The sequence below is a fragment of the Streptomyces sp. MS191 genome, from assembly GCF_008042125.1.
Lineage (GTDB): Bacteria > Actinomycetota > Actinomycetes > Streptomycetales > Streptomycetaceae > Streptomyces.
The window spans coordinates 1,262-25,639 of the sequence record NZ_RDBI01000046.1 but is presented as its reverse complement, the minus strand read 5'-3'; the positions used below and the strand labels follow the sequence as shown (position 1 = coordinate 25,639).

The window sequence follows — 24,378 nt, the reverse complement described above, 5'->3', positions numbered from 1 at the left end:
GTCGGCGCTGTCGAAGCGCATGCGGCCCGTGGCGGGGAGCCCCGCCCCGGCGGCCGCGTCGCTCCGGCGGAACCGCGTCGGGCCGGCCTGGCCGAGGATGTTGGGGACGTTGTCGACACCGTCGATCGGCACGCCCTCCGCGTCGATCAGCAGGTCGTCGACCACGACCGTCCCGCTGAAGTCCTGGACGACCGCGGTCTCCAGGTCTCCCACGATCACGCGTGCCCAGCGGTCCGCGGCTTCGGCGAACACATCCCGCTGGCTGCTCGTCAGTCCGCCGATGAAGCGCACTTCGATCTGGAAGGGAGAGGTGGTCGCGGCGAGCTCCGCGGCGCGGGCACCGTCGGCGACCGTCTTGTACGTCTCGTAGGCATGGTGGGTGAGCCTGCCCATGGCTACTGCTCCCATCACGTGTAGCCGGGACATCCCCTGTGCACCACTCTAGACACGTTCGCTGCGGTAGACCATGCAACCAAAATCAGGGGGAACGGTCGCCCGCGGCCGCGCCGCCCGACCGGTCGGAGCCGACCGCCCGGCGCTTCAACCGCCGCTTGAGCGCGCGCCGTTCGTCCTCCCGCAGGCCGCCCCAGACCCCGGTCACCTGGCGGGCGTCGTCCATGGCCCAGTCCAGACACGCCTCCCGCACCGGGCAGCGAAGGCAGATCTCCTTCGCCTCCTCGGCCTGGATCAGGGCGGGCGCTCCGTTGCCCACCGGGAAGAAGAGGTCGGGATCGACGTTCCGGCATGCGGCGGATGCGCGCCAGCCTTCCATCAGTGCCTCCTGGGGTGTGTGCGGACGGGTTCGCTCCTCTTCGGCTGACCGCACACCGGCACTTGAAACACCCCGCGGCCCGTCCGCACCGCCCTTTTTCACGACGGGGCCGCGCCCGCCCCCGGGGCGGACGCGGCCGGTGGACCGTCGTGCGGGTGGGGCCGTGCCGGGGCGCGACCGGGTCAGGGCGCCCACGGCGCGTCGACGGCCCAGGTGGTGTCCTCGGTGAAGAGGGCCGGGTTGTCCCAGGTGTGCGCGCCGCCGGGGGTGGCGAGCCACAACTGCGCCTCGTAGTGCCGCAGGTACTGTTCCGGGAAGTTGTAGGCCGAGAGCCGGACCCCGCCGGCGCCGGGGACGGGGCAGAAGGTGGCGTCGGCCCGGAAGAGCGCCGATCCGTCCCCCGCCTCCTTGTAGACCCGGAAGTCGCGGTGCCGCAGGTACTGGCCGGGGTAGTTGCGCGACTCGAAGGAGTAGCAGCGGGAATCGGCCAGCCCGGCGACGACCTTCCACGTCGCGTCGTTCTTGAGCAGGCCGGCGCTGCCCGCGCCGACGACCTCGGTGACGACGGCACCGTTCTGGTGACGTATGTACCGGTCGGTGTAGCCGGGCGTGGTCACCCGCAGGGACCGGTACTGGCCGACGGGCAGCGTGACCGGCCCGGCGGGGTTCCGCGACGCCTGGATCAGCGCCAGGTTGGCGTTGCGCACCCGGGCCTCGTCGACCTTGACGACCTGGCGGTCGTACGTGAGCAGCCCGTTCACCTCGTTCTCGACGTCCGTGATCTCGGTGTACACGGAGGCCGAGAGCCCGGCGGGCATCTGGGTCTCCCGGATGGCGTCGAGGAGGCCGACGAAGCGGTTGTCCAGGTGCGCGGTGGACGGCTGGTTCTCGTACGAGAAGCCGCCGCCCGGGAACCACTCGTGCCCCGCCACCCGCAGCCCGAGGCCGCCGAACTCGCCGAGCACGGCGGCCCTGGTCGCGGACGGCCGGGTGACGCCCGGGCCGACGTAGACGTGGTGGTCGACCACGTCGCCGTTGCCGCCGTCCACCGAGCCGCAGCAGTTGATGCCGCTCATGTTGTCGACCAGGCGCGACGGGTCGTACGCCTTCACCTTGTCGGCGATCCGGGCCTGGTCGTACTGGCCCCAGCCCTCGTTCTCGTCGACCCACATCACGACGGACGGGGAGGAGCGGTGCTGGTCGATGATCCGTTCGTACTCGGCCTCCCACTGGGTCCGGGCGGCCGCGTCGGGCGTGCGCAGATCCATGGCCGGCATGTCCTGCCACACCAGCAGGCCGAGCCGGTCGGCCCAGTAGAACCAGCGCTGCGGCTCCACCTTGATGTGCTTGCGTACCATGTTGAAGCCGAGATCCTTGTGCTTCTGGAGGTCGAACCGGAGCGCGGCGTCGGTCGGCGCCGTGAAGATGCCGTCCGGCCAGTACCCCTGGTCGAGGGTGCCGGTCTGGAAGACGAACCGGCCGTTCAGCAGGGGCCGCATCACGCCGTCCACGCGGCCCAGCGAGACGGACCGCATGCCGGTGTAGCTGCCGACCGTGTCGGTGACCGTGGCGCCGGAAAGGATCTCCGCCCTCACGTCGTACAGGAACGGGTCCTCGGGCGTCCACAGCCGGGGGCCGGGGACCGCGACGGAGAACGCGCTGCCGACCGGGCCGGTCGCGGACCCCACCACGGTCCCGCCGGAGGCGACCGTCACGCGGGCGGTGTGACCGCTGGTGCCCGCGCCCCGGACGGTGACGCGCAGGGTGTTGTTCGTCAGGTCCGGCACCATGTCGAGTCGCTCGACGTGCGCGGCGGAGGTGGGCTCCAGCCACACCGTCTGCCAGATGCCCGAGGCGGCGGTGTAGAAGATGCCCCCGCCGTCGTGCGGGGCGACGTCGCGGATGCGCTGCTTGCCGATGGCCTGGCCACCGGTCTCGGTCGGATCCCACACCGACACGACGACTGTGTTGACGCCACCGTTGAGCAGCGGCGTGATGTCGTACCGGAAGGCGTCGAATCCGCCGCTGTGCACCGCCCCGGCCTGCTGTCCGTTGACCCACACCGTCGTGCGCCAGTCGCTGGCGCCGAAGTTGAGCTGGACGCGTCGTCCGTTCCAGCCGGCGGGGACGGTGAACGTCCGCTTGTACCAGAGCCGGTCGTTCTGGGTGATCCTGCGGTGGATGCCGGAGAGCGCCGACTCGGCGGCGAACGGCACCCGGATCTGCTCCGGGAAGGACGCCGGCTGCCCGGCGTTCGCGCCGGTGACCGCGAAGTCCCAGATGCCGTTGAGGTTGGCCCAGTCGTCCTGAGACCGCTGGGGGCGGCCGCACCTGCGGGGATCCCCCGACTCGCCCCGGTCACGGTGGACTTGGCGGATCGGCCCGTCGCCCGGCCCCGTGCGGGGAGGGTTTACAGCGTCCTTTCAACGATGTAAAACCTGCGCAGGACGACGGCGGCGAACGCCTCGTTGATCTCGACCAGATCGATGTCGTCGACGGTCAAGCCGGCCTTGGCGAGCGCCTTGCGGGAGGCGGGCGCTGGCCCGGTCAGCATGATCGTGGGATCGGCTCCGGAGACCGCGGCGGAGACGATCCGTGCCCGCGGGGTCAGGCCGTGGCGCCTGCCCGCCTCCTCGCTGCCGACGGCTACCAGGGCGGCGCCGTCGACGATGCCGGAGGAGTTGCCCGCGTGGTGGACGTGGTCGATCCGCTCCACCCAGTGGTACTTCTGCAGCGCCACCGCGTCGAAGCCGGCCAGTTCGCCGGTCCGGGCGAAGGAGGGCGTGAGCGCGGCCAGGCTCTCGGCCGTCGTGCCGGGCCGGATGTGCTCGTCCCGGTCGAGGACCAGCAGCCCGTTGCGGTCCCGCACGGGGACGACCGAGCGGTCGAAGCGCCCGTCCTTCCAGGCGGCGGCCGCCCGCTCCTGGGAGAGCGCCGCGTAGGAGTCGACGTCGTGCCGGGAGAAGCCCTCCAGCGTGGCGATCAGGTCGGCTCCGATGCCCTGCGGGACGAATCCGGTGGCATGGCTGGTACCCGGGTCCAGCGCCCAGGCTCCGCCGTCACTGCCCATCGGAACACGGGACATGGACTCCACCCCGCCCGCCAGGACCAGGTCCTCCCAGCCGGAACGGACCTTCATCGCGGCCATGTTGACGGCTTCGAGGCCGGACGCACAGAAGCGGTTCTCCTGGACGCCGGCGACGGTGTCGGGCAGTCCGGCGGCGATGGCGGCGGTGCGGGCGATGTCCGCGCCCTGGTCGCCCACCGGGCTGACCACACCGAGCACGATGTCGTCGATCGCCGCCGGGTCGAGGTCCGGGAACCGGCGCAGGGTCTCGTGGATCAGGCCGACGACCAGGTCGATGGGCTTGGTGCCGTGCAGGGCCCCGCCGGCCTTGCCGCGACCGCGCGGGGTGCGGATCGCGTCGTACACGTACGCTTCGGTGATCACCTCGGGTGCCTTCCGTGTCGGGTTTGCAGGAAGCCTCGAACGCAGCACAGGGGCTATCGGGGGCGGTCCGCGAGCAGCGGGCGGCCGATGATCCAGGTCCGCGCCGTGTCGCGGAAGGCCTCGTGGTCGGGGCCGTACAGGTAGCGCTCCGTCACAGCCAGCTCCTCACGCGTTCGATCAGCCGGGCGGGATCGGGACCGACGGGGGTGACGTTGAGCATGGTCACGCCCGCCTCACGAAAGACCTCGACGCGGTCGCGGACGTACCCCTCGGGGCCGGCCAGGCAGAGCTGCTCCAGCAGCTCTGCCGGTACCGCGGCCTCCGCATCCTTCTTGCGGCCCGCGAGGTAGTGCTCCTGGACGGCGGCCGCGGCCGACTCGTATCCGTACGAGCGGACCAGGTCGTGGTAGAAGTTGCGGCCGGGCGCGCCCATGCCGCCGACGTAGAGCGCGACGGTGGGGCGCAGCAGGTCACGGACGGCCTCGGCGTCGTCGCCGATGGCCAGCAGGCCGCCCGCCACCACCGAGAGCGGGCCGAGCGCGGGGTCACGCGTGGCGCGGCCCTCGGCCAGGGACCGGCCCCAGACCTTGTCGGCGTACTCGGGGACGTAGAGGAAGGGCAGCCATCCGTCCGCGATCTCGGCGGCCATCCTGACGTTGGCCGGGCCCAATGCCGCGAGGTAGACGGGGATGGCGTCGCGGACCGGGTGGTTCAGCAGCTTCAGCGGTTTGCCGAGGGTGCCTCCCTTCTCGGGTGGCAGCGGCAGGTCGGTGATGCCGTGGTGCTCGATCACCTCGCGCCGCCAGATCCGCCGGGACAGCTCGATCACCTCGCGGGTGCGACCCAGCGGGCGGTCGTAGCGGCGGCCGTGCCAGCCTTCGACGACCTGGGGTCCGGAGGCGCCGACGCCGAGGAGGGCGCGGCCTCCGCTCATGGCGTCGAGTCCGGCCGCGGTCTGGGCGATCAGCGCGGGGGTGCGCGAGTAGACGTTGAGAATGGCCGCGCCGATCCGCATCCGCTCGGTCTTCGCGGCGAGGTACCCCATGACGGTCGGGGAGTCGAAGCCGTACGCCTCGGCCACCCAGACGGCGTCGAGGCCCGCGGACTCCAGGGCGGCGGCCCGGTCCGCGGCGGCGCGCGGATCGGCGGCGTACGCCAGGGGTGAGGACAGTTCCATCAGCAGTCGTCCTTCAGCAGTTCGGGCACGCCCCAGTCGCGGGCCACCTCGGAGGTGTGCGCGCCGGGAAGGGCCGGCGGGAGCCGGAGAGTGCCGGGGGTGTCGGAGAAACGGGGGGCGGGAGCGGGCTGGGTGATGCCGTACGCCTCGGTGTAGGTGCCGCGTCCGGTCAGGTGTCGATGGCCGGCGGCCTCGTGCAGCGAGAGCACGGGCGCGACACAGGCGTCGGTGCCTTCGAAGACGGCCGTCCACTCCCCGCGGGTGGCGGTCTTGAACCGCGAGGTGAACACCTCCCGCAGAGCAGGCCAGTTGCGGCGGTCGGTGCGGTCCGGCAGTGCCACGCCGTCCAGGCCCAGCAGGGACACGAACACCGCGTAGAACTGCGGTTCCAGCGCGCCGACCGCCATCCAGCCGCCGTCGGCGGTCTCGTAGACGCCGTAATGGGGGCAGCCGCCGTCGAGCAGGTTGCGGCCGCGGGCGTCCTGCCAGGTGCCCTCGGCGAGCATGCCCCAGAACATGGCGGTGAGGTGTGCGGCGCCGTCCACGATCGCGGCGTCCACCACCTGGCCGCGGCCGGTGGCGCGAGCGGTGAGCAGCGCGGCGAGGACCCCGGTGGTCAGATAGAGGGAGCCGCCCGCGTAGTCGCCGAGCAGATTGACGGGGACGGCGGGTCGTCCGTCGGGCGCGCCGATCATGGAAAGGGCGCCGGCGGTGGCGATGTAGCCGATGTCGTGTCCGGCCCGGGACGCGAGGGGGCCTCGCTGACCCCAGCCGGTCATCCGGCCGTACACCAGCGCGGGGTTGGCGGCCATGCACTCCTCGGGGCCGACCCCGAGCCGCTCGGCGACACCGGGTCGGTACCCCTCCGTCAGGATCTCGGCGCGCGCGGCCAACGCTCTTACGACAGCCGGCCCTTCGGGCGACTTCAGGTCGACGAGGACGGAGCGCTTGTTGCGGTTGGTCACGTCGCGGGCGGGGTCGCCGCCGAGCGGCGAGGGGCCGGGGCGGTCCACGCGCACCACGTCGGCGCCCAGGTCGGCGAGCAGCATCGCGGCGAACGGACCGGGGCCGATCCCCGCCAGTTCGACCACGCGCACGCCGTCCAGCGGACCCGCCACGTCGCGGCGGGGAAGGTCGGTGGAATGCCGGCTCATGGGTTCCTCTCTCGGCGCACGGCGGACTCGCCGCCGCCGACCGGGGACTTACTGAGCGTTCGCTAAGAACGTAGGAGTGCACCGCCGCGCGGTCAACTCCCCGTGTCACACCAGTTTTTACGGATCCCCGTCGAAGGGAGTGACAGCGGACCGGACCGGATGCCAAGGTTCTCCTGAGCGATCGCTAAGCAACCGAAGAGAGGTGCTGCGGACTCACGGCCGTACGATGTCGCGGATCGCCGCCCGTCCCGAGGAGAGTCGTTGAACACCGTGCCGAGCCAGGACACCACGCCCCCGGCGGAGCACTGGCGCTCCTACGGACCGCTCGACCTGCACCCGATCCTGATGCGCACCATGGAAGCCTTCAACGAGCACGGATACCACGGCACTTCGGTCCGGGACATCGCCGGCCGGGTCGGCGTCACCGTACCCGCGCTGTACTACCACTACGAGAACAAGCAGGCTCTGCTGGCCACTCTGCTGGAGACGTCCATCAAGGACGTCCTGGACCGCTGCCGCGCAGCGTCCGCGGAGGCCGGGGACGATCCGCTGGCCCGGTTCTGCGGCATGGTCGAGTCGATCGTGCTCTACATGGCCCACCGTCAGCAGCTGGCCTTCCTGGACACCGAGATCCGCAGCCTGGAACCACAGAACCGGGCCCGCTACGTCGCCCTGCGCGACTACCTCGAGCACATGCTGCTGGACACGGTCGAGTCGGGCCGCGCACAGGGCGTGTTCACCACGCCGATCCCGGCCGACGCGGTGCGATCGGTGCTCGTCATGTGCCAGGGGGTCGCCAACTGGTTCCGCGAGGACGGCCCGCTCACCGCGGAGGAGGTCGCCGAACGCCACGTACTGCTGAGCCTCGGCACCGTGGGCCACCCGGGCGCGGTCACCGGCGATCCTGCGCTCCCGTTCCCAGGGCGCTCCTCACTCCGGCCGCCCTCCCTCGCGCGGGCCCCCGCACCCCGGGACCCCGCTCCGCGCACCTCCCGGTGACGCGGCTGGGCGCCCCGCTCCCGCCGGGCTCCGCCGGTCCGCAGCGGTCGCGGGCGCCCCCCGAAGCACCATCGACGTCCCCCTTCCACGGCGCAGCACCGACGAGAGGACACCCCCGCATGGACGTGCGCGAGGCCCGCGACCGGTTCCAGGAGCTCCGGCAGAAGAACGGCCCGGTCGACCCCGCCGAACTCGACGAGATCTGGGCGGCGTTGGACACCGTCCGGCCCGAGGACATACTCGGTGCGTGGCGGGGCGGCGAGTTCCGCACGGGTCACCCCCTCGACGGCGCGCTGGCGAAGGCCCGCTGGTACGGCAAGACCTTTGTCGCCCTGCACGACGCCAAGCCGCTGATCTGCCGTGACGCCTCGGGCGGGCTGTACTCCGACCGCGAGCTCGGAAAGGGTGAGGCCAGCCTGTGGACCGTCGAGTTCCGCGGCGAACCGACGGCCACCATGGTCTATGACGGCCAGCCGGTCTTCGACCACTTCAAGCAGGTGGACGACACCACGCTGATGGGGATCATGAACGTCAAGGGGGTCCCTCCCGAGGGCCCCTTCTTCTACTTCTTCCTCGAGCGCGCCCCCGAGGCCCCGCATGAGGAAGAGGGCGCGTGAGACGCGTCCGCGCCGCCGTCACCGAGACACCGGGCGCCCCCTTCACCGTCCGGGACGCGGACCTCGAGGACCCGCGGCCGGACGAGGTACGGGTGAGGATGACCGCGGTCGGCATCTGCCACACCGACCTGGGGATGCGGGACACCTGGCCCCGGCGGCTCACCCCGATGGTCTTCGGCCACGAGGGCGCGGGGCGGGTGGAGGCCGTGGGCGCGGAGGTGACGGGGGTCGCGCCGGGGGACCACGTCTGCCTCAGCTTCGCCAGTTGCGGCACCTGCGAGCAGTGCGCGGCGGGCCACCCGGCCTACTGCCACGCCGCGCACGACCGGAACCTCTCCGGTGGACGCGCGGACGGCACCTCTCCGCTCTCCCGCGAGGGCATGCCGCTGCACGGCGGCTTCTTCGGCCAGTCCAGCTTCGCCACGCACGCCGTCGTCCACGAACGCGGCGTGGTCAGGGTGCCCTCCGACCTGCCGGCCGCGGTCGCCGCACCGTTGGGCTGCAGCGGCCAGACGGGCGCCGGCACCGTGCTCAACCGGCTGCGCCCCGAACCAGGCTCCTCCCTGATCGTCCTGGGCGCGGGCGGGGTGGGCCTGAGCGCGCTGATGGCCGCAGTGGCCGTGGGCTGCCGTCCGGTGGTGGCCGTCGACCCGGTCGCCTCCCGCCGGGCCCTGGCCGTCGAGCTCGGCGCCGAGGCGGCCCTGGCACCCGGGGACGGCCTGGTACCGGCCCTGCGCGACCTCACCGGAGGCGGTGCGCACCACGTCGTCGAGACCACCGGCCGTCCGGAGATGGCCCGCCGGGCCGTCGGCGCGCTGCGCCCCCGCGGCGCACTCGCCCTCCTCGGCATCGGCGGCGAGGTGACGTTCGACGTGATGGGCCTCCTCGCCCAGGGGGTCCGCGTCCACGGGGTGCTCGAAGGAGACTCCGACCCCGGCCGCTTCATCCCCGAACTGGTCGGGCTGCACCGCCGCGGCCTGTTCCCGCTCGACCGGCTGGTCACCACGTTCCCCTTCGAGGACATCGGCGCGGCCGTGGCCGCCATGGGGGACGGCAGCGTGGTCAAACCGGTCCTCACCTTCGCCTGACCGGCCGCCCGGCACCCGGAGCGGCTGCGGCGGAGGCGGGTCCGCGCCGGAACGCCGACGACCGCCCACCGCGCGGGCGGTCGGCCCGAGCCGTTCCCGTCGCGGGGCCGGGGATCGACCGGAAAGCCGTCCCGGAGTCACGTCGTGTGCGGTCCACGCCGAGGAAGCCCGGCCTCTGACGGCTTGTGATTCACTGATCCGCATGGCCCCCGCCTCTCCATCCGCCGGTTCGGCTGCGACCGGCCGTCCGACCGCGGCCACCCGGCCCCGCAACCGCAGGCAGCTCATCGTCGACGCGGCCGGGCGGGTCTTCAGCGAGCGCGGGTACCACACGGCGTCCATGGAGGAGGTCGCCGCCGGGGTGGGCATCTCCGCGGCCGCCCTGTACCGGCACTTCCCCAACAAGTACGCGCTCTTCGCCGAGTGCGCCGACGTCATGGTGGACGGTCTGATCGACGCGCTCGACGAGGTGCCGCCCGGGGCGGCCCTGACCGATGTGCTCACCGCCGTCACCCGGATCACCGTCGCTCATCGCGCGTCGGGCGGCGTGTACCGATGGGAGGCCCGGTACCTCAGGCGCGAGGACCGCAGACGCCTCGGGGTGAAGTTCGGCCGCCTCGTCGASCSGSTCGACGAGGCGGTACAGCGCGAGGACCCACTGCCCGACGAGCGGCTACGGGCCATGGCGGCCCTCGGTGCGATCGGGTCCATCACGATGCATCACACCTCCATCGCCGGGCGGCGGGCCGAGGACCTGCTTCTGGCGTCCGCGCTGGGTGTGGCCGCGCGTGATCCGGCGGCCGGCGGGCCGGGGGCACGGCCCGTCGAACTGCCCGCGCGGCCGGTGCCGCGCACGCGACGCGCGGAGATCCTCGCGGCCGCCATCCCGCTGTTCGCCCGTGACGGGTTCGCCAGCGTCACGAACGGTCAGATCGCGGAGGCGGTGGGGCTGACCCCGTCCGCCCTCTACCGCCATTACCCCGGCAAGATCGACATCCTGGCGGCGGCATGTCTCCAGGCGGCGGGGCTCCTGGCCCAGGGTGTGGAGCAGAGTCTGCGGGAGGTGTCCGGCCCGCACGACGCCCTCGTCGCGCTGACGGCGACGTACGTGGCCTACAGCTTCGAGCACACCGAGCTCAACAGCGTCGCCGAGGCCGAACTCGCCGGCCTGCCCGCCGGCCTGCGGCAGCCCGTGGTCCTCGCCCAGCGGGAGCACATCGCCGTGTGGGAGCAGCAGTTGCGGCTGGCCCGCCCCGAGCTGGACCCACGCCAGGCCCGGGTTCTGGTGCACGCGGGGTTCGGTGTGGTGGTCGAGGCGGGACGCAGACTGCGGTGGCAGGACAGCCCCGACCATCGTGAGGCCGTGATCGCTCTGGTCCTGGCCGCTCTGGGTCTCTGAAAGACCCAGGGACCCGCCGGCGACGGCGCGCCGCGTCGTGAGGCGGCACGTGCGGGAGTCACCCTCGTGCCCGCCCCTCGGCCGTCTGCCCTGGGGCGGGCGGTGGGATCGGATCGCGGGCTCAGCCCGCCCTGTTGCCGGTGGGGATCGTGATGGGGGTGGTGGCCCCGGAGGAGCCCTTGTTGAGGAACAGCATGGCCAGGGCCCGCACGAACTGGTCGAACATGTAGAAGGTGGCGGGCATGACGGGCGACAGCCCCTCCCTGAACAGGATGTAGGCGGGCCACGCGGTTCGGACCAGGGCCGCCGACGCGTAGTCGCGTTTCAGTCCCAGCCAGTCGCCGACCTCGTCGCTGAGGACGTAGCGCACGAACTCGTTCAGGAACCCGCGCGTGACGCCGAGGTCGACCTGCGCGGTCAGGCCGAGCAGTTCCTCGGCCAGTGCGATGCCCTCGGTCGACGGGGTGAGGATCGGGGCCAGTACCCGCGCCGACTGCTTCTCGGCGGCCGCCCAGGTCTGCGGGATGTGCTCGTCCGGTACACCGAGCAGGTGGACGGCGACCTGCCACGAGTGCAGGAACGCCTCCTGGTCGGCGGCCGGGAAGGGGATCTTCCAGTCGAGCAGCTTCCGGTACACGTAGGTGCCCAGGCTGTGGAAGGTCACCAGGATGTCGGCGGCGCTGATCGGGACGGTCTCGTCGGCGACCGCCCGCCAGTGCGGTGACTGCGGCAGCAGGTGACGCACCGCGGCATGCACCACGCGCGTCTTGTTGGCGGTGACGACGAACTGCCCCGACGGCTCGAAGGCTCCCAGCTGGGACAGGTCGTAGCCGAAGGTGAACGTCTTGGCCGCGCGGTCCTGCATGTCGGCTCCGCCCGCGGACCAGTAGACGCTCTTGGCCTCGCGCGGGATCACCGTGCTCATGATTCCGCTGCCCAGGCCGTACAGCATGAAGAGGTACGTGTCCCTGCGCCGGTTGAAGCCGGCGGCCCGGGCCAGCTTGGCGGGGTCGGCCCAGGAGGGCAGCCGGTTGACCTGCCGCAGGTACGCGGCGAATTCGGCGGGCAGGCCGCCGGGCAGCGGATCGTCGTTGTTCACCCACGACGCCCACGCGGTGTTGATCGCCGGTACGTGTCCGCCGTCGAGCATCGAAGCCATCAGTGGGTCCGCCGCCGCGTCCCAGATCCACTCCGGGCCGGTCCCCGCGGCGGCTCCGGTCACCGATCCCGCCGACGCCCGGGCGGGGTTCGCCACACTCACGAGGCCGAGTGCGACACCGAGCGACAGAGCCCTTCGCCTGCTGAGGTTCTCCATTGACTTACCTGCTTCCCTGATGGGCCAGATGGTTCCAGGTGCCTACGCAGACTTGCCAGTTGTGCGATCGACGGATCTTCGAACCCTGTCGCACGGATGTGATTTTTGATTAACATAGCGAGGTGCGTCGGCAGGGGCAATGGTGGTGACGGAGGGGCTCGTCGCCCATGTCGCCCAGGGGGCTGCGGGCCGCGGTCATCGGACGTCCGGCGCGGCCGCTCGCCGTACGAGCGGACGGTAGCGGCCGAGGACGAGCGGGCCCGGGCGGGGCGCCGGAACTCATCGACCTCGCCGGCGGACCCCGTCGGCCTGCCCGTGCCGGCGGGGCGAGGTGTCGCCGGGCGAACGGCGCCGCTCACCGGAGGAGAGCGGCGAGGGCGACCGTCGCGGAGGCCGGGTCGGGCGGCCCGACCCGGCGTGGGAGGGCGCGTCGGGCGACAGGTTCGCGCTGCCGGACACCGTGGACCGCGGCTCCGCCGGCGGTGCAGGCCGGTCGCTGACGCCATGGCGAGGCCGGGTCCGGACAGACAGGAGCCCGCCCGTCCGGACCCGGCGGCGTGTCGCCGTGGCGGGTCCGGACGGACGGGTCCGGGGGCCGGGCGCGTGGCCGGCCGTGTGCAGCGTCAGGCCGTGTGCAGCGTCAGCCCGTAGCGTCCGAGGATCTCGTTGATCGGCTGGAACCAGGTCTCGCCGCCCGAGGAGCAGTTGCCCCAGCCTCCGGACGTGACGCCCTGGGCCTGGTCGCCGCTGATGAACGCGCCGCCCGAGTCGCCGCCCTCCGCGCAGACGCTGGTCTTCGTCATCTGGTAGACGGCACCCTGGCTGTAGTTGACCGTCTCGTTCTTCGCGAGGACGGTGCCGCAGTGCCAGTGCGTCGTGGAGCCCGAGCGGCAGATCGACGCGCCCACGGGAGCCTCGGCCGAGCCGCGGACCAGTCGGTCCGGGACGGTTCCCCAGCCGAGCACCACCGGCACCGTCCACCAGCCGCTGTGGATGCCGACGTACGCGTAGTCGTCACCCGGGAACGAGGAGCCCTGGAACGTACCCTGGGCCGACCCGTCCCAGCCGCGCACCGCGGCCCCGGCCCGTCCGCAGTGACCGGCGGTGACGTAGCCGCCGTACACGGAGAAGCCGATGGAACAGCGGACGTTGCCGGTGTAGTAGGGGTCGCCGCCGACGGTGCCCGCCGCGTAGGTGCGCGGCGCGGTGGCCGTCTCGGCGACGGTGACGGGACCGGTCCGGCGGGCCCGCTCGACGAAGGCGTGCACGGCGGGCGCGGTCCGGTCGGCGCGGACGACGGTCACGACGACGCTGTTGGCCTTGGGGTCGACGTGCCAGCCGGCCACTCCGGCGGGAGCCGGGAGCCGGTCGAGGCGGGACTTGGCCCGGTCGAGCGCGGCGGCGCTGTGCCGGACGAGCCGGGTGTCGGCGCCCAGGGCGCGGACGTCGGCCTCCTCGGAGCGGTCGGTGAGGCCCACGACGAGCCGTCCGGTGGCCGGTTCGAACCACGAGCCGCCGTACGTGGAGCCGGCGGTGCGCCGGGCGTCCGCCTCGACGCCCGCGGCGGCCCGCTCCGCCCGTATCCGCTCCTCGGCCTGCCGGGGCGTCAGGCCGAGGTCCTGCCGCATGGCGTCGAGGAGTCCGGCCGAGACGGTGGGCGCGGGTGCGGCGTTCGCGGCGCCGGCCTGGGCGCCGCCGAGTCCGACGGTCAGCAGCAGCGCCGCGACCGCGGCGCGCAGGGGGGTGGTGCGTTTCACGTGGCCTCCTGGTGGGGGATCGAACGCTTTGAGAGCGCTCTCACAGCCGTCGGCGTCACGCTAGCGGCGATCCCTTGTCAGGTCCATACCAAGAACCGGCCGTCGGTCACGGCCCCGTCCGGACCGCTCCCGGGCACGCGAAAGCCCCCGGCGCCCGGGCCTGGCCCGGGCGCCGGGGTTCCCGGGTGCCGCGCGGCTCGAACCGCGCGGCACCCGGACACCCCCTACGGCTTCTCGCTCGCGTGGAGCGCGGCCACCTCCTCGGAGGAGAGCGCCTTGTCGTAGGCGTGGACCTGGTCGATCGACCCGCGCCAGAAGTCGACGTTCCCGCCGCCCCACTTGGCACGGCCCACGGAGAGCGGCCCGGTGCTGACGTCGGCCGGCCCGGAGGCCGCCGTGGCGACGAGCGCACCGTCGACGTACAGCCGGATCTCGTTGCTCGCCGCGTCCCGCACACCCACCAGGTGGTACCAGCGGCCCGTCTCGGGCGTGGTCACGAAGCGGGCGCGGTTCCCGCCGGGCGTGCTGAAGGCGAAGGCGCCCTGCCCGTACTGGAGGTAGAAGGGGTTCTCCTGCCGGCGGCCGTCCTGGCTCACGACGGTCGCGTAGTTGCCGGGAAGGGCGTCGAGCGTGGCCCAGGCGGACACGGAGTAGCTCGCGGTGGTGTCGAGCACGGGCCCGCCGGTCTGGGCGTACTGCCCCTGGCCGTCGAACTTCAGCGCGCTGCCGCCGACTCCGGGGGTCCAGGCGGTGCCCTCGGTGAGCGTCAGGTCCTCGGCGTTGGGGCCGGCGTCCCGCGCGGTGGTGCCGCTGCCCTCGTCGAGGGACCAGGAGCCGCCGCCCTTCAGCAGGTCGCGCTCCCCCGCCGCGGCGCCGGCCGCGATGATCCTGCGGTTGACCTCGCGCACCCGCACCGGGTCGACCTTGATGTCCCGGCGGTCGTACGTGTAGAGGCCGTTGAGCTCGTTCTCCAGGTCGGTGATCTGGGTGTAGACCGAACCGGAGAGTTCGGCCCCGGCGGCCTCCAGGTAGAACTTCTCGGTGTTCTCCACGTACTTGCGGGTCAGCGCCTCCTTGTCGGCGACACCGCTGTAGATCACCGTCGGGGCGCCCGGCCACATGTGGCCCGGGGCGCGCAGGGTGAAGCCGCCGTGCTCGCCGTCCATCGCCGCGCGGTGGTCCGGGAAGGCCGGGTCGGTGTTGTTGTAGTCGTGGTGGTCGAGGATGTCGCCCTTGCCGGAGTCACCCTTGGAGTTGCAGCAGTTGACACCGCTGTGGGCGTTGACGACGCGGGACGGGTCGGCGGCCTTGACGGACTCGGTGATGCGGCCGGTCTCCTCGCGGTTCCACTCGCCCCAGCCCTCGTTGAAGACGATCCAGCCGATGACGGCGGGGGAATCGTGGTGCTGGCGCATCATCTCGCGACCCTGGTCGACGAAGGCCCGGTGTCCCGACTCGTCGGTGAGGTTGCCCGAGACGAAGTCCTGCCAGACCAGCAGGCCCAGCCGGTCCGCGTGGTAGAACCAGCGCGGCGACTCCACCTTGATGTGCTTGCGCACGGCGTTGAAGCCGAGCTTCTTGTGCGCCTCCAGGTCGAAGGCGAGCGCCTTGTCGCTGGGCGCGGTGTAGAGGCCGTCCGGCCAGAATCCCTGGTCGAGCGTGGCCAGGGAGAAGATCGGCTTGTTGTTCAGCACCAGCTTCCGGAAGCCGCCGACCTTCTCGATCCCGATCTTCCGCATCCCGAAGTAGCCGTCGACGGTGTCGGCCGACTTCCCGTCGGTGAGCTTCACCCGGAGGTCGTACAGGTACGGGTCGTCCGGGCTCCACAGGTGCTGCTTCGCCACCGGCAGGCGCAGTTCGCTGTTGGCGGGGCCGCTGACCCGGCCGACGACCTTGCCGCGGGCGTCACGGGCGACCGCCTCGACGCGGGCTCCGGCTCCGGCGTCGTCCGACGCGACCGTCACCGCCAGGCTGCCGGTGTCGATGTCGGGCGTCGTGACGACGTCGTCGATGGACACGGGGGCGACGGGTTCCATCCACACCGTCTGCCAGATGCCGGACGACTGCGTGTAGAAGATGCCGCCCGGGTTGGTGGACTGCTTGCCCGTCGGCTGGTTCGCGCCGCCGGTGTCGGTGACCGCGACGACGACCTCCTGCGGCCCGGTGCCCTTGAGCGCGTCGGTGACGTCGGCGCTGAAGGCGTTGTAGCCCCCGGTGTGCTCGGCGACCTGCCGGCCGTTCACCCAGACCCGGGCCTGGTAGTCGACCGCCCCGAAGTTGAGCTTCAGCCGGTTGCCCTTGCCGGCCGCGCCGACCTTCCAGTCCTTGGGCACGTTCACCAGGCGGCGGTAGAACATGTGGTCCTCGTGCCGCTCCAGGCCGGAGAGCTGCGACTCCACCGGGAACGGCACGATGATCTTCTCGTCGAGGTCCTTGCCGAACACCGGCTGCTCGCCGGCGGCGGCGCCGGCGAACTGCCAGGCCCCGTTGAGGTTCTTCCACTTGGCACGCACCTGCTGCGGGCGCGGGTACTCCGGCAGCGGGTTCTTCTCGTCGAGCCTGTCGCCCCACTCGGTGGTGAGCCGGTGGGTGGACGCGTTGGCCGCCGAGCGCAGGATCTGCGGGACGGTCTCGTCCCCGTTCTTCAGGCCGCCCTGACCGTCGTAGACGACCCGGACCCGCTGGTTCTCCTGGATCGGCTCGGCGAGGGTGACGAGGGCCGTGTTCGGGTCGTCCGGCGCCACGGCGACGGAACGGATCGGCATCGGGGTGGTGTCGGCCTCGATGGTGAGGTGGTCCTGGACCGCCGCCAGGCCGGAGACCCGGCCGTCGAAGCGCAGGCGCAGCTGACGGCCGCTCGCCGGGACGGCCAACTCGACCGGGTAGACCTCGAAGTCGGCCGGCGGGGTGAAGGCCGACTCCGGGACGAGCTGCTTGGGCATCGTCGGGCTCGACCAGCGCAGGAACATGTTCGCGCCGCCGACGTCCTGGAACATCTCCAGGCGGAAGTCGTGCTTCTCGCCGGCGGTGAGCCGCACCGGCGCGCTCGTCTGCTCCCTGTCCCAGTCCGGTATCCAGTGGTCGATGACCGGCTTTCCGTCGATGTAGAGCCGGAAGCCGTTGTCGCCGATGCCGTGGAAGGTGTAGTCGCCGGTGGCCGGCGCCTCGATCCGGCCCGTCCACCGGGCGGTGGTGTGCTCGGACCGCCCCGTCAGCGACTGGAACGTGCCGGTCAGGCCGGAGAAGTCGATCTGCGGGTCGAGGGACGTGCCGCCGAGCTCGGCGAAGTCCCGCGCGCCCGGTGCCGACATGCTGAAGTACTCGCCCTTCAGGCCGTGCACCTCGACGGCGGCGTTCTCGGCGCCCTGGGCGGTGTCGGCGGCGTGCGCGGAGACGGGTCCGGCCGGCTCCGCGGCCGACGCGGCGGGGATCAGGGTGCTCGTGGGAAGCACCAGGGCCGCCGCGGTCAGCAGCGCCCACATTCTGGTTCGGGGGCGGGTGTGTCGTCGTGTCATCGAATCTTTCCTCGTAGAGAGGGGAATCGGAGCCGGAACCCGGAACAGGTGTGACGGCTGGAGTGCCCCGGCGAGGCGCCGTGTTCGCCTCCGGGGCGCGGGCGCCCGGCGGTGCCGCACAGTCGCGCCGGCGGGCTCGGCCGACGGCGCCACGGTCGGGCGGGCAGACGGCACAGGAGGTGCCGGCGGCGACGGCCGACCGTCATTCCAACGTTGGAAAACTGTGTGCAGCGGAATGACAGCACGCCGTCCGGCGGCTGTCCAGACCCCCCGCACCCACTCGGCCGACGCCCCGTCACGTCCCGTGCCCCGCCGGGCGACCCGCCCCCTCGGACACATTCCGGAAACGTCGCGCCGGACTCTTGCCGCGCCCCTCGGGACGCGGTTATAACGTTGTAAAGCCGGAGTCGCCGACCCGCCAGGCGGCTGCTCCGCACCTTGATACGCCCAGGTCAGGGCCTTGATCTCGCGAGATCGGGGCCGTGCCGCCCCTGGTCTGCCGGCCCGTCGCGGCAGACCGGCTCTGCCTTCCCACACCGCGCGACCGCACGCCACTCGGCGGTGCTGTCCCCCGCCAAGGAGTGTCCTGAGATGACCCTTCCGCAGAGATCCCGCACGCTCGCCGTCGCCTGCGTCGTCGCCGCCACCGCCGCGCTGGCCCTCTCCGGCTGCGCCAAGTCGGAGACCACGGACAACGCCGGCGGCGACAGCAGCCAGGGCGCGCAGACGGTCCAGACCCCCTCCGCGTCCGCCGGCCCCGGCTGCACGCTCACCACGTACGGCGCCCCCAAGCTGGACCTCAAGAACGCGGTCGTCGGCTTCTCCCAGTCGGAGAAGGAGGCCAACCCGTTCCGCATCGCGGAGACGCAGTCCATCAAGGACGAGGCCGCCAAGGTCGGCGTCAAGAAGCTGCTCACCACGAACGCACAGTCGCAGCTCTCCAAGCAGATCAGCGACATCCAGGACATGCTGGCGCAGGGCGCGCAGTTCCTCATCGTCGCCCCGCTCAACTCCGACGGCCTGGAGCCGGCCTTCCAGGCCGCCGCCGCCAAGAAGGTCCCCGTCCTCACCATCGACCGCAAGGTCAACGCCTCGGCGTGCAAGGACTACCTGGCCTTCCTGGGCTCGGACTTCGTCGAGCAGGGCAAGCGGGCCGCCGACGCGATGATCAAGGCCACCGGCGGCAAGGGCAAGGTCGCCATCCTGCTCGGTTCGTCCGGCAACAGCGTCACCACCGACCGCACCAAGGGCTTCGTCGACCAGGTCAAGGCGCAGGCCCCGGGTCTGGAGATCGTCGCCCAGCAGACCGGGGAGTTCGCCCGCGACAAGGGCCAGCAGGTGATGGAGCAGCTCATCCAGTCGACGCCCGACATCACGGCGGTCTACGCGGAGAACGACGAGATGGCGCTCGGCGCCGTCACCGCGCTCAAGGCGGCGGGCAAGGCCCCGGGCAAGGACATCAAGATCGTGTCCATCGACGGCACCCGCAACGCCGTGCAGGCCCTCGCCAACGGCGAGCTCAACGCGGTCATCGAGTCCAACCCGCGCTTCGGGCCGCTCGCCTTCGCCACCGCCCAGAAGTTCTACTCCGGCGAGGGCATCCCCGAGGACGTCATCATCTCGGACCGCGCCTACGACCCGGCGAACGCCAAGTCGTCGCTCGGCGGGGCGTACTGACCCGGGGACGCGCCCCGGGCCGGTCGCGGATCCCCGCGGACCACGGCCGGCCCGCGCCACCTCCCGGGCCGCGGGGCCGCCCTCCGGCCCCTCATCGACTTCGGCCGCATGCACGCCGAGGCCGGGAAGCTCCTCGACGGGTTCGGCGTCACCGTCGACCCGCGCCGGCCGCTGCACACCCTGGGCATCGGCACCCAGCAGATGGTCGCACTCGCCCGCGCGGTGTCGGTCGAGGCCCATGTGGTCGTCATGGACGAACCCACCTCCTCACTGGAGCCCCGCGAGGTGGAGACCCTCTTCCGGGTCATCGGCGACCTGCGCCGGAAGAACATCGCCGTCGTCTACGTCAGCCACCGCATGGACGAGCTCTACCGGATCTGCGACCGCGCCGACGGTGCTGGAAGCCCGCGGCGTCGGGAAACGCTTCCCCGGCGTGGTCGCCCTCGACGACGTCTCGTTCACCCTCCGCGCCGGAGAGACGCACGCGCTCGTCGGCGAGAACGGCGCGGGCAAGTCCACCCTGATCAAGGTACTGACCGGCGTGCACCGGCCGGACAGCGGCGAACTGCTGCTGTCCGGGGCACCGGTCCACTTCACCCGCCCCTTCCCTCATCGACTTCGGCCGCATGCACGCCGAGGCCGGGAAGCTCCTCGACGGGTTCGGCGTCACCGTCGACCCGCGCCGGCCGCTGCACACCCTGGGCATCGGCACCCAGCAGATGGTCGCACTCGCCCGCGCGGTGTCGGTCGAGGCCCATGTGGTCGTCATGGACGAACCCACCTCCTCACTGGAGCCCCGCGAGGTGGAGACCCTCTTCCGGGTCATCGGCGACCTGCGCCGGAAGAACATCGCCGTCGTCTACGTCAGCCACCGCATGGACGAGCTCTACCGGATCTGCGACCGCGTCACCGTGCTCCGCGACGGCCGCCACATCCACACCGGCGACCTGGCCGAACTGGACCGCATGCAACTGGTGTCCATGATGCTCGGCCGGGAGATCTCCGAGGTGCGCAGGCACGGGGTGACGAGTTTCGGCGACGAGGGCCACGACATCGCCCGCAAGCCCGTCCTGACGGCCACCGGCCTGCTCAGGAAGCACCAGCTGGACGACGTGTCGCTGGAGCTGCACCCCGGCGAGGTCCTGGGACTCGGCGGACTGCTCGGCTCCGGCCGCAGCGAGACCGCGAAGGCGCTGGCCGGCGCGCTGCCGCTGGACGCGGGCGAGGTCCGCATCGACGGCACCCCGCTCGGCAGGCTCTCCTCCGCGAGCGCCATCCGCGCCGGGATCAGCCTGCTGCCCGAGGACCGCAAGGCCGAGGGCATCGTGCCCGGACTGTCGGTCCGCGAGAACATCGTGCTCGCGGCCCTCCCCCGGCTCTCGCGCGCCGGCATCGTCTCGCGCGCGCAGCAGGACCGGGTCGTCGAGATCTTCATGAAGCGGCTGCGCATCAAGGCGTCCAGCCCCGAGCAGAAGGTCGGCGAACTGTCCGGCGGGAACCAGCAGAAGGTGCTCCTGGCCCGCTGGCTCTGCCTCGAACCCAAGGTGCTGCTGCTCGACGAGCCCACCCGCGGCATCGACGTCGGAGCCAAGGCCGAGGTCCAGGCCCTCATCGACGAACTCGCCCAGGAAGGGCTCGCCGTCCTGCTCATCTCCTCCGACATCGAGGAGCTCGTCGAGGGCTCCGACCGGATCGTCGTCCTCAGGAGCGGCGCCACCGCCGGCGAACTCACCGGCGACCAGGTGTCGGAGGACGCCCTGCTGGCCGCGCTCGCCGACGAACAGGGCCAGGGTGGCGACGATGGGCTGGAGTCCCACGACGGACACCAGGGTGCCGTTGACCGCGCCGACGACGGCGCCGGCGAGCAGCGCGATGAGCAGGGCGGGCACGAGGCCGTAGCCCAGGTACAGGGGCAGGAGCGCCGCCGCCAGCGCCATGGCGGAGCCGACCGACAGGTCGACTCCCTCCGTGCCGATCACGAGGGCCATGCCGAGGGCCACGATGACGATCGGGGGCGGCGCCACCGCCGGCGAACTCACCGGCGACCAGGTGTCGGAGGACGCCCTGCTGGCCGCGCTCGCCGACCACTCCCCCGCCGCCACGCCGACCACTCCCCCGCCGCCACGCCCGCGGCCCACCCCGCCGAGGGCGACGCACCGGCGGCCGCACCGCACGTCCCGGCCCCGGCCCCCGCCGCCGTGACCACCCAGGCGACCGCGGCACCGACCCGCGGCACCGCACGGCTGAACGCCCCCGCGTGGTTCCAGGAGTACGGCGTGTACGCGGCGGTGGCCGCGCTCCTGCTCTTCAACGCGTTCTTCACCGAGCACTTCCTCACCGTCGACAACCTCCGCACCCAGCTGATCCAGGTCGCCCCGATCGTCATCGTGGCCCTCGGCATGGCCCTCGTGATCGGCACGGAGGGAGTCGACCTGTCGGTCGGCTCCGCCATGGCGCTGGCGGCGGCGCTCCTGCCCCTGTACCTGGGCTACGGCCTCGTGCCCGCCCTGCTCATCGCGCTGCTCGCCGGCGCCGTCGTCGGCGCGGTCAACGGCACCCTGGTGTCCGTCGTGGGACTCCAGCCCATCGTCGCCACCCTGGCCCTGTTCGTCGGCGGGCGCGGCCTCGCCCTCGTCATGGCGGACGGTCAGCTCAAGCAGATCGTCAACCCCGACCTGCTGTCGCTGGGCACCGGAAGCCTGCTCGGCATCCCGCTCGTCGTCCTCGTCGCGGGCGTCCTGGCACTCGCCGTGGCCTTCCTCGTCCACCGGACCACGTTCGGGCGCCAGATCGTCGCCATCGGCGGCAACCGCTCCGCCGCCGGCCTGGCCGGACTGCCCGTCAAGCGCGTGCTGACCGGCGTCTACGTCCTGTGCGGGGTGCTCGCCGCCCTGGCCGGCGTCCTCGCCACCGCCCGGCTCACCGCGAGCGACCCGTCGTCGCTGGGCACCCTCATGGAGCTGTCCGCGATCACCGCCGTCGTCGTCGGCGGCACCCCGCTCAGCGGTGGTTCCATCCGCGTGCTCGGCACCGTCGCCGGCGCGCTCCTCATGCAGCTGCTGCGCGCCACGCTCGTCAAGCACGACCTGCCCGACTCCACCGCCCAGATAGCCCAGGCGGCCATCATCATCGCCGCCGTCTACGTCGCACGGGAGCGCCGATCCCGATGAACCTCACCTCACCCCTGGCCTCCTCCGGGACGGGCGCCCCGGCCCCCGCGCCCGCGAAGGGCACCGCCGTCACGGACCGCGCGGGCGCCGAGGTGTCCGGCCGGGAACGCCTCGCCTCGCTCGTCCAGCGTCAGGGCGTGCTCGCCGTCCTGCTGCTCGTCGTCGTCATCGCGTCGTTCGCCTATCCCACCTTCGCCACCCTCGACAACGCCCGCGGTGTGACGGTGCAGGCGTCGTTCCTGGCCGTCGTGGCCCTCGGCATGACGCTGGTGATCATCACCGGCGGCATCGACCTGTCCGTCGGCTCGGTCTTCGCCCTCGGCGGCGTCCTCGCCGCGTGGGCCTCGCAATGGGGCCTGCTCCCGGCACTGCTGGTCCCGCTCGCGGCCTGCGGAGCGATCGGCTGCCTCAACGGACTGCTCATCGCCCGGGCCGGGATGGCCCCCTTCATCGTCACCCTCGCCTCCCTGCTCGGCGCGCGCGGGCTGCTGCTCGCCCTCACCGACGAAGGCGCCACCACCTACCTGGTCCCCAAGGACTCGGCCTTCGCCACCCTCGGCCAGGGCAGCATCGCGGGCTTCGGCTACCCGATCCTCGTCGCGCTCGCCCTCTTCGGCGCCGGCGGCATCGTCCTGCAGCGCACCTCCTTCGGCCAGACCCTTTTCGCCGTCGGCGGCAGCAGCGACGCCGCCACCCTGATGGGGCTGCCCGTCGCCCGCGCCAAGGTGACGGTGTACCTGCTCAGCGGCCTCCTCGCGGGCTTCGCCGGCGCGATCAACGCGGCCCGGCTCTCCTCCGGCGTCACCATCATCGGCACCGGCATGGAGCTCGACGCGATCGCCGCCGTCGTCATCGGCGGAACGCTCCTCGTCGGCGGCGCCGGATCGGTGAGCGGCACCCTGTGGGGAGTCCTGCTGCTCGCCGTCATCCAGAACCTGATCAACCAGATCGGTTCGCTCAACTCCTCGTACCAGTCGGTGGTCAGCGGCGGGTTTCTCATCCTCGTCGTCGTCGCACAGCGGTACGTTTCACGCAGCCGAAGAACGCTCTGACGCGGGAAGAACCCCACCCGGACGCCCGGTCGCCGGGGTCCCGGTACACCGGAGCGCCCTCCCGGGCGCCCCTACCGCACCGGGGACCCCGCACCACGCCGGCCCCCAGCCGATCAGAGCCGAACCAGAGGAGTTCCGTGGGCGTCAGCCTCAAGGACGTCGCGCAGCGGGCGGGCGTGTCGATCAAAACCGTGTCCAACGTGGTGAACAACTATCCCCACGTCACACCGCAGATGCGCGCCAAGGTGCAGCAGGCCATCGACGAGCTCGGCTACCGTCCGAACCTCACCGCCCGGCACCTGCGCAAGGGCCGCACCGGCATCATCGCCTTCGCCGTCCCCGAACTCGGCAACCCCTACTTCGCGGAGCTGGCCGGCGCGGTCATCGACGCCGCCGCCCAGCACGACTACACCGTCCTCGTCGACCACACGGCGGGGCTGCGGGAGCGGGAGCTGCTCGTCTGCCAGGAGTTCCGCTCCCACGTCATCGACGGGCTGATCCTCAGCCCCATCCACCTGGAGACCGCCGACCTCCTCGCCCGGCAGGAGACCTCGCCCCTGGTGCTGCTCGGCGAGCGCGAGTACGAGGCGCCCTACGACCAGATCGCCATCGACAACGTCGCGGCGGCCCGCACCGCGGTCCGGCACCTCCTCGACCTGGGCCGGCGCCGCATCGCCTTCCTCGGCTCCCGCACCGGCCGCGAACGGCAGCCGGCGCACCTGCGGCTGCGGGGCTGGCGGGAAGAGCTCGTCGCGGCGGGCCTGGAACCCGACGAGGCGCTGGTCGTGGCCACGGACGGCTACGGCCGCACCGACGGAGCCGCGGCCATGGCCGCCCTCCTGGAACGAGGGGCCCGCCCCGACGCCGTCTTCGCGTACAACGACCTCATCGCCCTCGGCGCCCTGCGCACCCTCACGGAACGCGGACTGCGGGTCCCCGAGGACATCGCCGTGGTCGGCTTCGACGACATCGAGGAGGGCCGCTTCGGCGCGATCAGCCTCACCACCGTCTCGCCCGACAAGCAGGCCATCGCGCGCCTCGCCGTCGACCGGCTCGTCGAACGGCTCGGCGGCGCGACCGTGTCCGAGCCGCGCCGGATCAGACCCGGCTACCGGCTCGTCGTCAGGGAGTCCACCGGGGGCGGCCGTGTCCCCGTCGGTGAGGGGGGTCGCGCGCCACACCTTGGTGTCGAAGCCCTCGGGGCCGCCGTGCCGAAGCCCTCGGGGCCGCCGTGC

14 protein-coding genes and 6 pseudogenes are annotated in these 24,378 nt (G+C 72.3%); 10 read left to right on the top strand and 10 right to left on the bottom strand.

Features of this window, described 5'->3' with window-relative positions; all coding sequences use genetic code 11:
• From EAO71_RS21930 to EAO71_RS21905, 6 genes and pseudogenes are all read right to left on the bottom strand, one after another.
• A pseudogene (locus EAO71_RS21930) lies at positions 1-393 on the bottom strand (leishmanolysin-related zinc metalloendopeptidase); the annotation flags it as partial.
• 85 nt (positions 394-478) lie between these two features.
• On the bottom strand, positions 479-772 hold the full coding sequence (locus tag EAO71_RS21925; protein ID WP_147979534.1) for a WhiB family transcriptional regulator: 294 nt from the start codon (positions 770-772) through the stop codon (positions 479-481).
• Between the two features lie 182 nt (positions 773-954).
• A pseudogene (locus tag EAO71_RS21920) lies at positions 955-3,096 on the bottom strand (AbfB domain-containing protein); the annotation flags it as partial.
• Positions 3,097-3,212: 116 nt separating this feature from the next.
• Positions 3,213-4,223, bottom strand: a pseudogene (locus tag EAO71_RS21915) (acetyl-CoA C-acetyltransferase); the annotation flags it as partial.
• A gap of 151 nt (positions 4,224-4,374) precedes the next feature.
• Positions 4,375-5,400: an LLM class F420-dependent oxidoreductase gene (locus EAO71_RS21910; RefSeq protein ID WP_147979531.1), complete on the bottom strand. Its 1,026-nt coding sequence runs from the start codon at positions 5,398-5,400 to the stop codon at positions 4,375-4,377.
• Positions 5,400-6,554 (bottom strand): CaiB/BaiF CoA transferase family protein, encoded by a 1,155-nt coding sequence (locus tag EAO71_RS21905; RefSeq protein ID WP_147979530.1) that lies wholly within the window; start codon positions 6,552-6,554, stop codon positions 5,400-5,402. Before EAO71_RS21905 ends, EAO71_RS21910 begins: the two co-directional genes overlap by 1 nt.
• A 261-nt stretch (positions 6,555-6,815) precedes the next feature.
• Here EAO71_RS21905 and EAO71_RS21900 point away from each other — a divergent pair, with 261 nt between their 5' ends.
• The 4 genes from EAO71_RS21900 (at position 6,816) to EAO71_RS21885 (ending at position 10,657) form a co-directional block, all read left to right on the top strand.
• Positions 6,816-7,553, top strand: a complete 738-nt coding sequence (locus EAO71_RS21900; RefSeq protein ID WP_147979529.1) for a TetR/AcrR family transcriptional regulator — start codon at positions 6,816-6,818, stop codon at positions 7,551-7,553.
• A gap of 119 nt (positions 7,554-7,672) precedes the next feature.
• Positions 7,673-8,170 (top strand): DUF4334 domain-containing protein, encoded by a 498-nt coding sequence (locus tag EAO71_RS21895; protein ID WP_147979528.1) that lies wholly within the window; start codon positions 7,673-7,675, stop codon positions 8,168-8,170.
• Positions 8,167-9,258 carry an NAD(P)-dependent alcohol dehydrogenase gene (locus EAO71_RS21890; protein WP_147979527.1) on the top strand — a complete coding sequence of 364 codons (1,092 nt, stop codon included), beginning with the start codon at positions 8,167-8,169 and terminating at the stop codon, positions 9,256-9,258. The genes EAO71_RS21895 and EAO71_RS21890 overlap by 4 nt, the downstream gene beginning before the upstream one ends.
• A 202-nt stretch (positions 9,259-9,460) precedes the next feature.
• The gene (locus EAO71_RS21885) at positions 9,461-10,657 is read left to right on the top strand and encodes a TetR/AcrR family transcriptional regulator (protein WP_147979526.1); all 1,197 of its coding nucleotides are present in this window, start codon (positions 9,461-9,463) and stop codon (positions 10,655-10,657) included.
• A gap of 121 nt (positions 10,658-10,778) precedes the next feature.
• Here EAO71_RS21885 and EAO71_RS21880 read toward each other — a convergent pair whose 3' ends face one another.
• The 3 genes from EAO71_RS21880 to EAO71_RS21870 all read right to left on the bottom strand — a co-directional run bounded on the left by EAO71_RS21880 (position 10,779) and on the right by EAO71_RS21870 (position 17,244).
• Complete coding sequence (locus EAO71_RS21880; protein ID WP_147979525.1) at positions 10,779-11,972, bottom strand: oxygenase MpaB family protein; 1,194 nt, start codon at positions 11,970-11,972, stop codon at positions 10,779-10,781.
• Positions 11,973-12,595: 623 nt separating this feature from the next.
• On the bottom strand, positions 12,596-13,729 hold the full coding sequence (locus EAO71_RS21875) for a S1 family peptidase (protein WP_147979524.1): 1,134 nt from the start codon (positions 13,727-13,729) through the stop codon (positions 12,596-12,598).
• 224 nt (positions 13,730-13,953) lie between these two features.
• Positions 13,954-17,244 (bottom strand): LamG-like jellyroll fold domain-containing protein, encoded by a 3,291-nt coding sequence (locus tag EAO71_RS21870; RefSeq protein WP_147979523.1) that lies wholly within the window; start codon positions 17,242-17,244, stop codon positions 13,954-13,956.
• 591 nt (positions 17,245-17,835) lie between these two features.
• Here EAO71_RS21870 and EAO71_RS21865 point away from each other — a divergent pair.
• From EAO71_RS21865 to EAO71_RS21855, 3 genes and pseudogenes are all read left to right on the top strand, one after another.
• Positions 17,836-18,921, top strand: coding sequence for an ABC transporter substrate-binding protein (locus tag EAO71_RS21865; RefSeq protein WP_147979522.1), 1,086 nt, complete (start codon positions 17,836-17,838; stop codon positions 18,919-18,921).
• Positions 18,922-19,011: 90 nt separating this feature from the next.
• A pseudogene (locus tag EAO71_RS40310) lies at positions 19,012-19,309 on the top strand (ATP-binding cassette domain-containing protein); the annotation flags it as partial.
• A 6-nt stretch (positions 19,310-19,315) separates the two neighbouring features.
• Positions 19,316-20,699: pseudogene (locus EAO71_RS21855) on the top strand (sugar ABC transporter ATP-binding protein); the annotation flags it as partial.
• On the opposite strand, the pseudogene EAO71_RS39720 reads toward EAO71_RS21855, so the two are convergent.
• Positions 20,685-20,933: pseudogene (locus EAO71_RS39720) on the bottom strand (ABC transporter permease subunit); the annotation flags it as partial. The pseudogenes EAO71_RS21855 and EAO71_RS39720 sit on opposite strands and share 15 nt — an antisense overlap.
• Before the next feature lie 186 nt (positions 20,934-21,119).
• Between EAO71_RS39720 and EAO71_RS21845 the strand changes: the two are divergent.
• From EAO71_RS21845 to EAO71_RS21835, 3 genes are all read left to right on the top strand, one after another.
• Positions 21,120-22,091 (top strand): ABC transporter permease, encoded by a 972-nt coding sequence (locus EAO71_RS21845; protein ID WP_147979536.1) that lies wholly within the window; start codon positions 21,120-21,122, stop codon positions 22,089-22,091.
• Complete coding sequence (locus EAO71_RS21840; RefSeq protein ID WP_147979521.1) at positions 22,088-23,143, top strand: ABC transporter permease; 1,056 nt, start codon at positions 22,088-22,090, stop codon at positions 23,141-23,143. Before EAO71_RS21845 ends, EAO71_RS21840 begins: the two co-directional genes overlap by 4 nt.
• Positions 23,144-23,280: 137 nt before the next feature.
• On the top strand, positions 23,281-24,378 hold a 1,098-nt coding region (locus EAO71_RS21835; protein ID WP_147979535.1), incomplete at its 3' end, for a LacI family DNA-binding transcriptional regulator.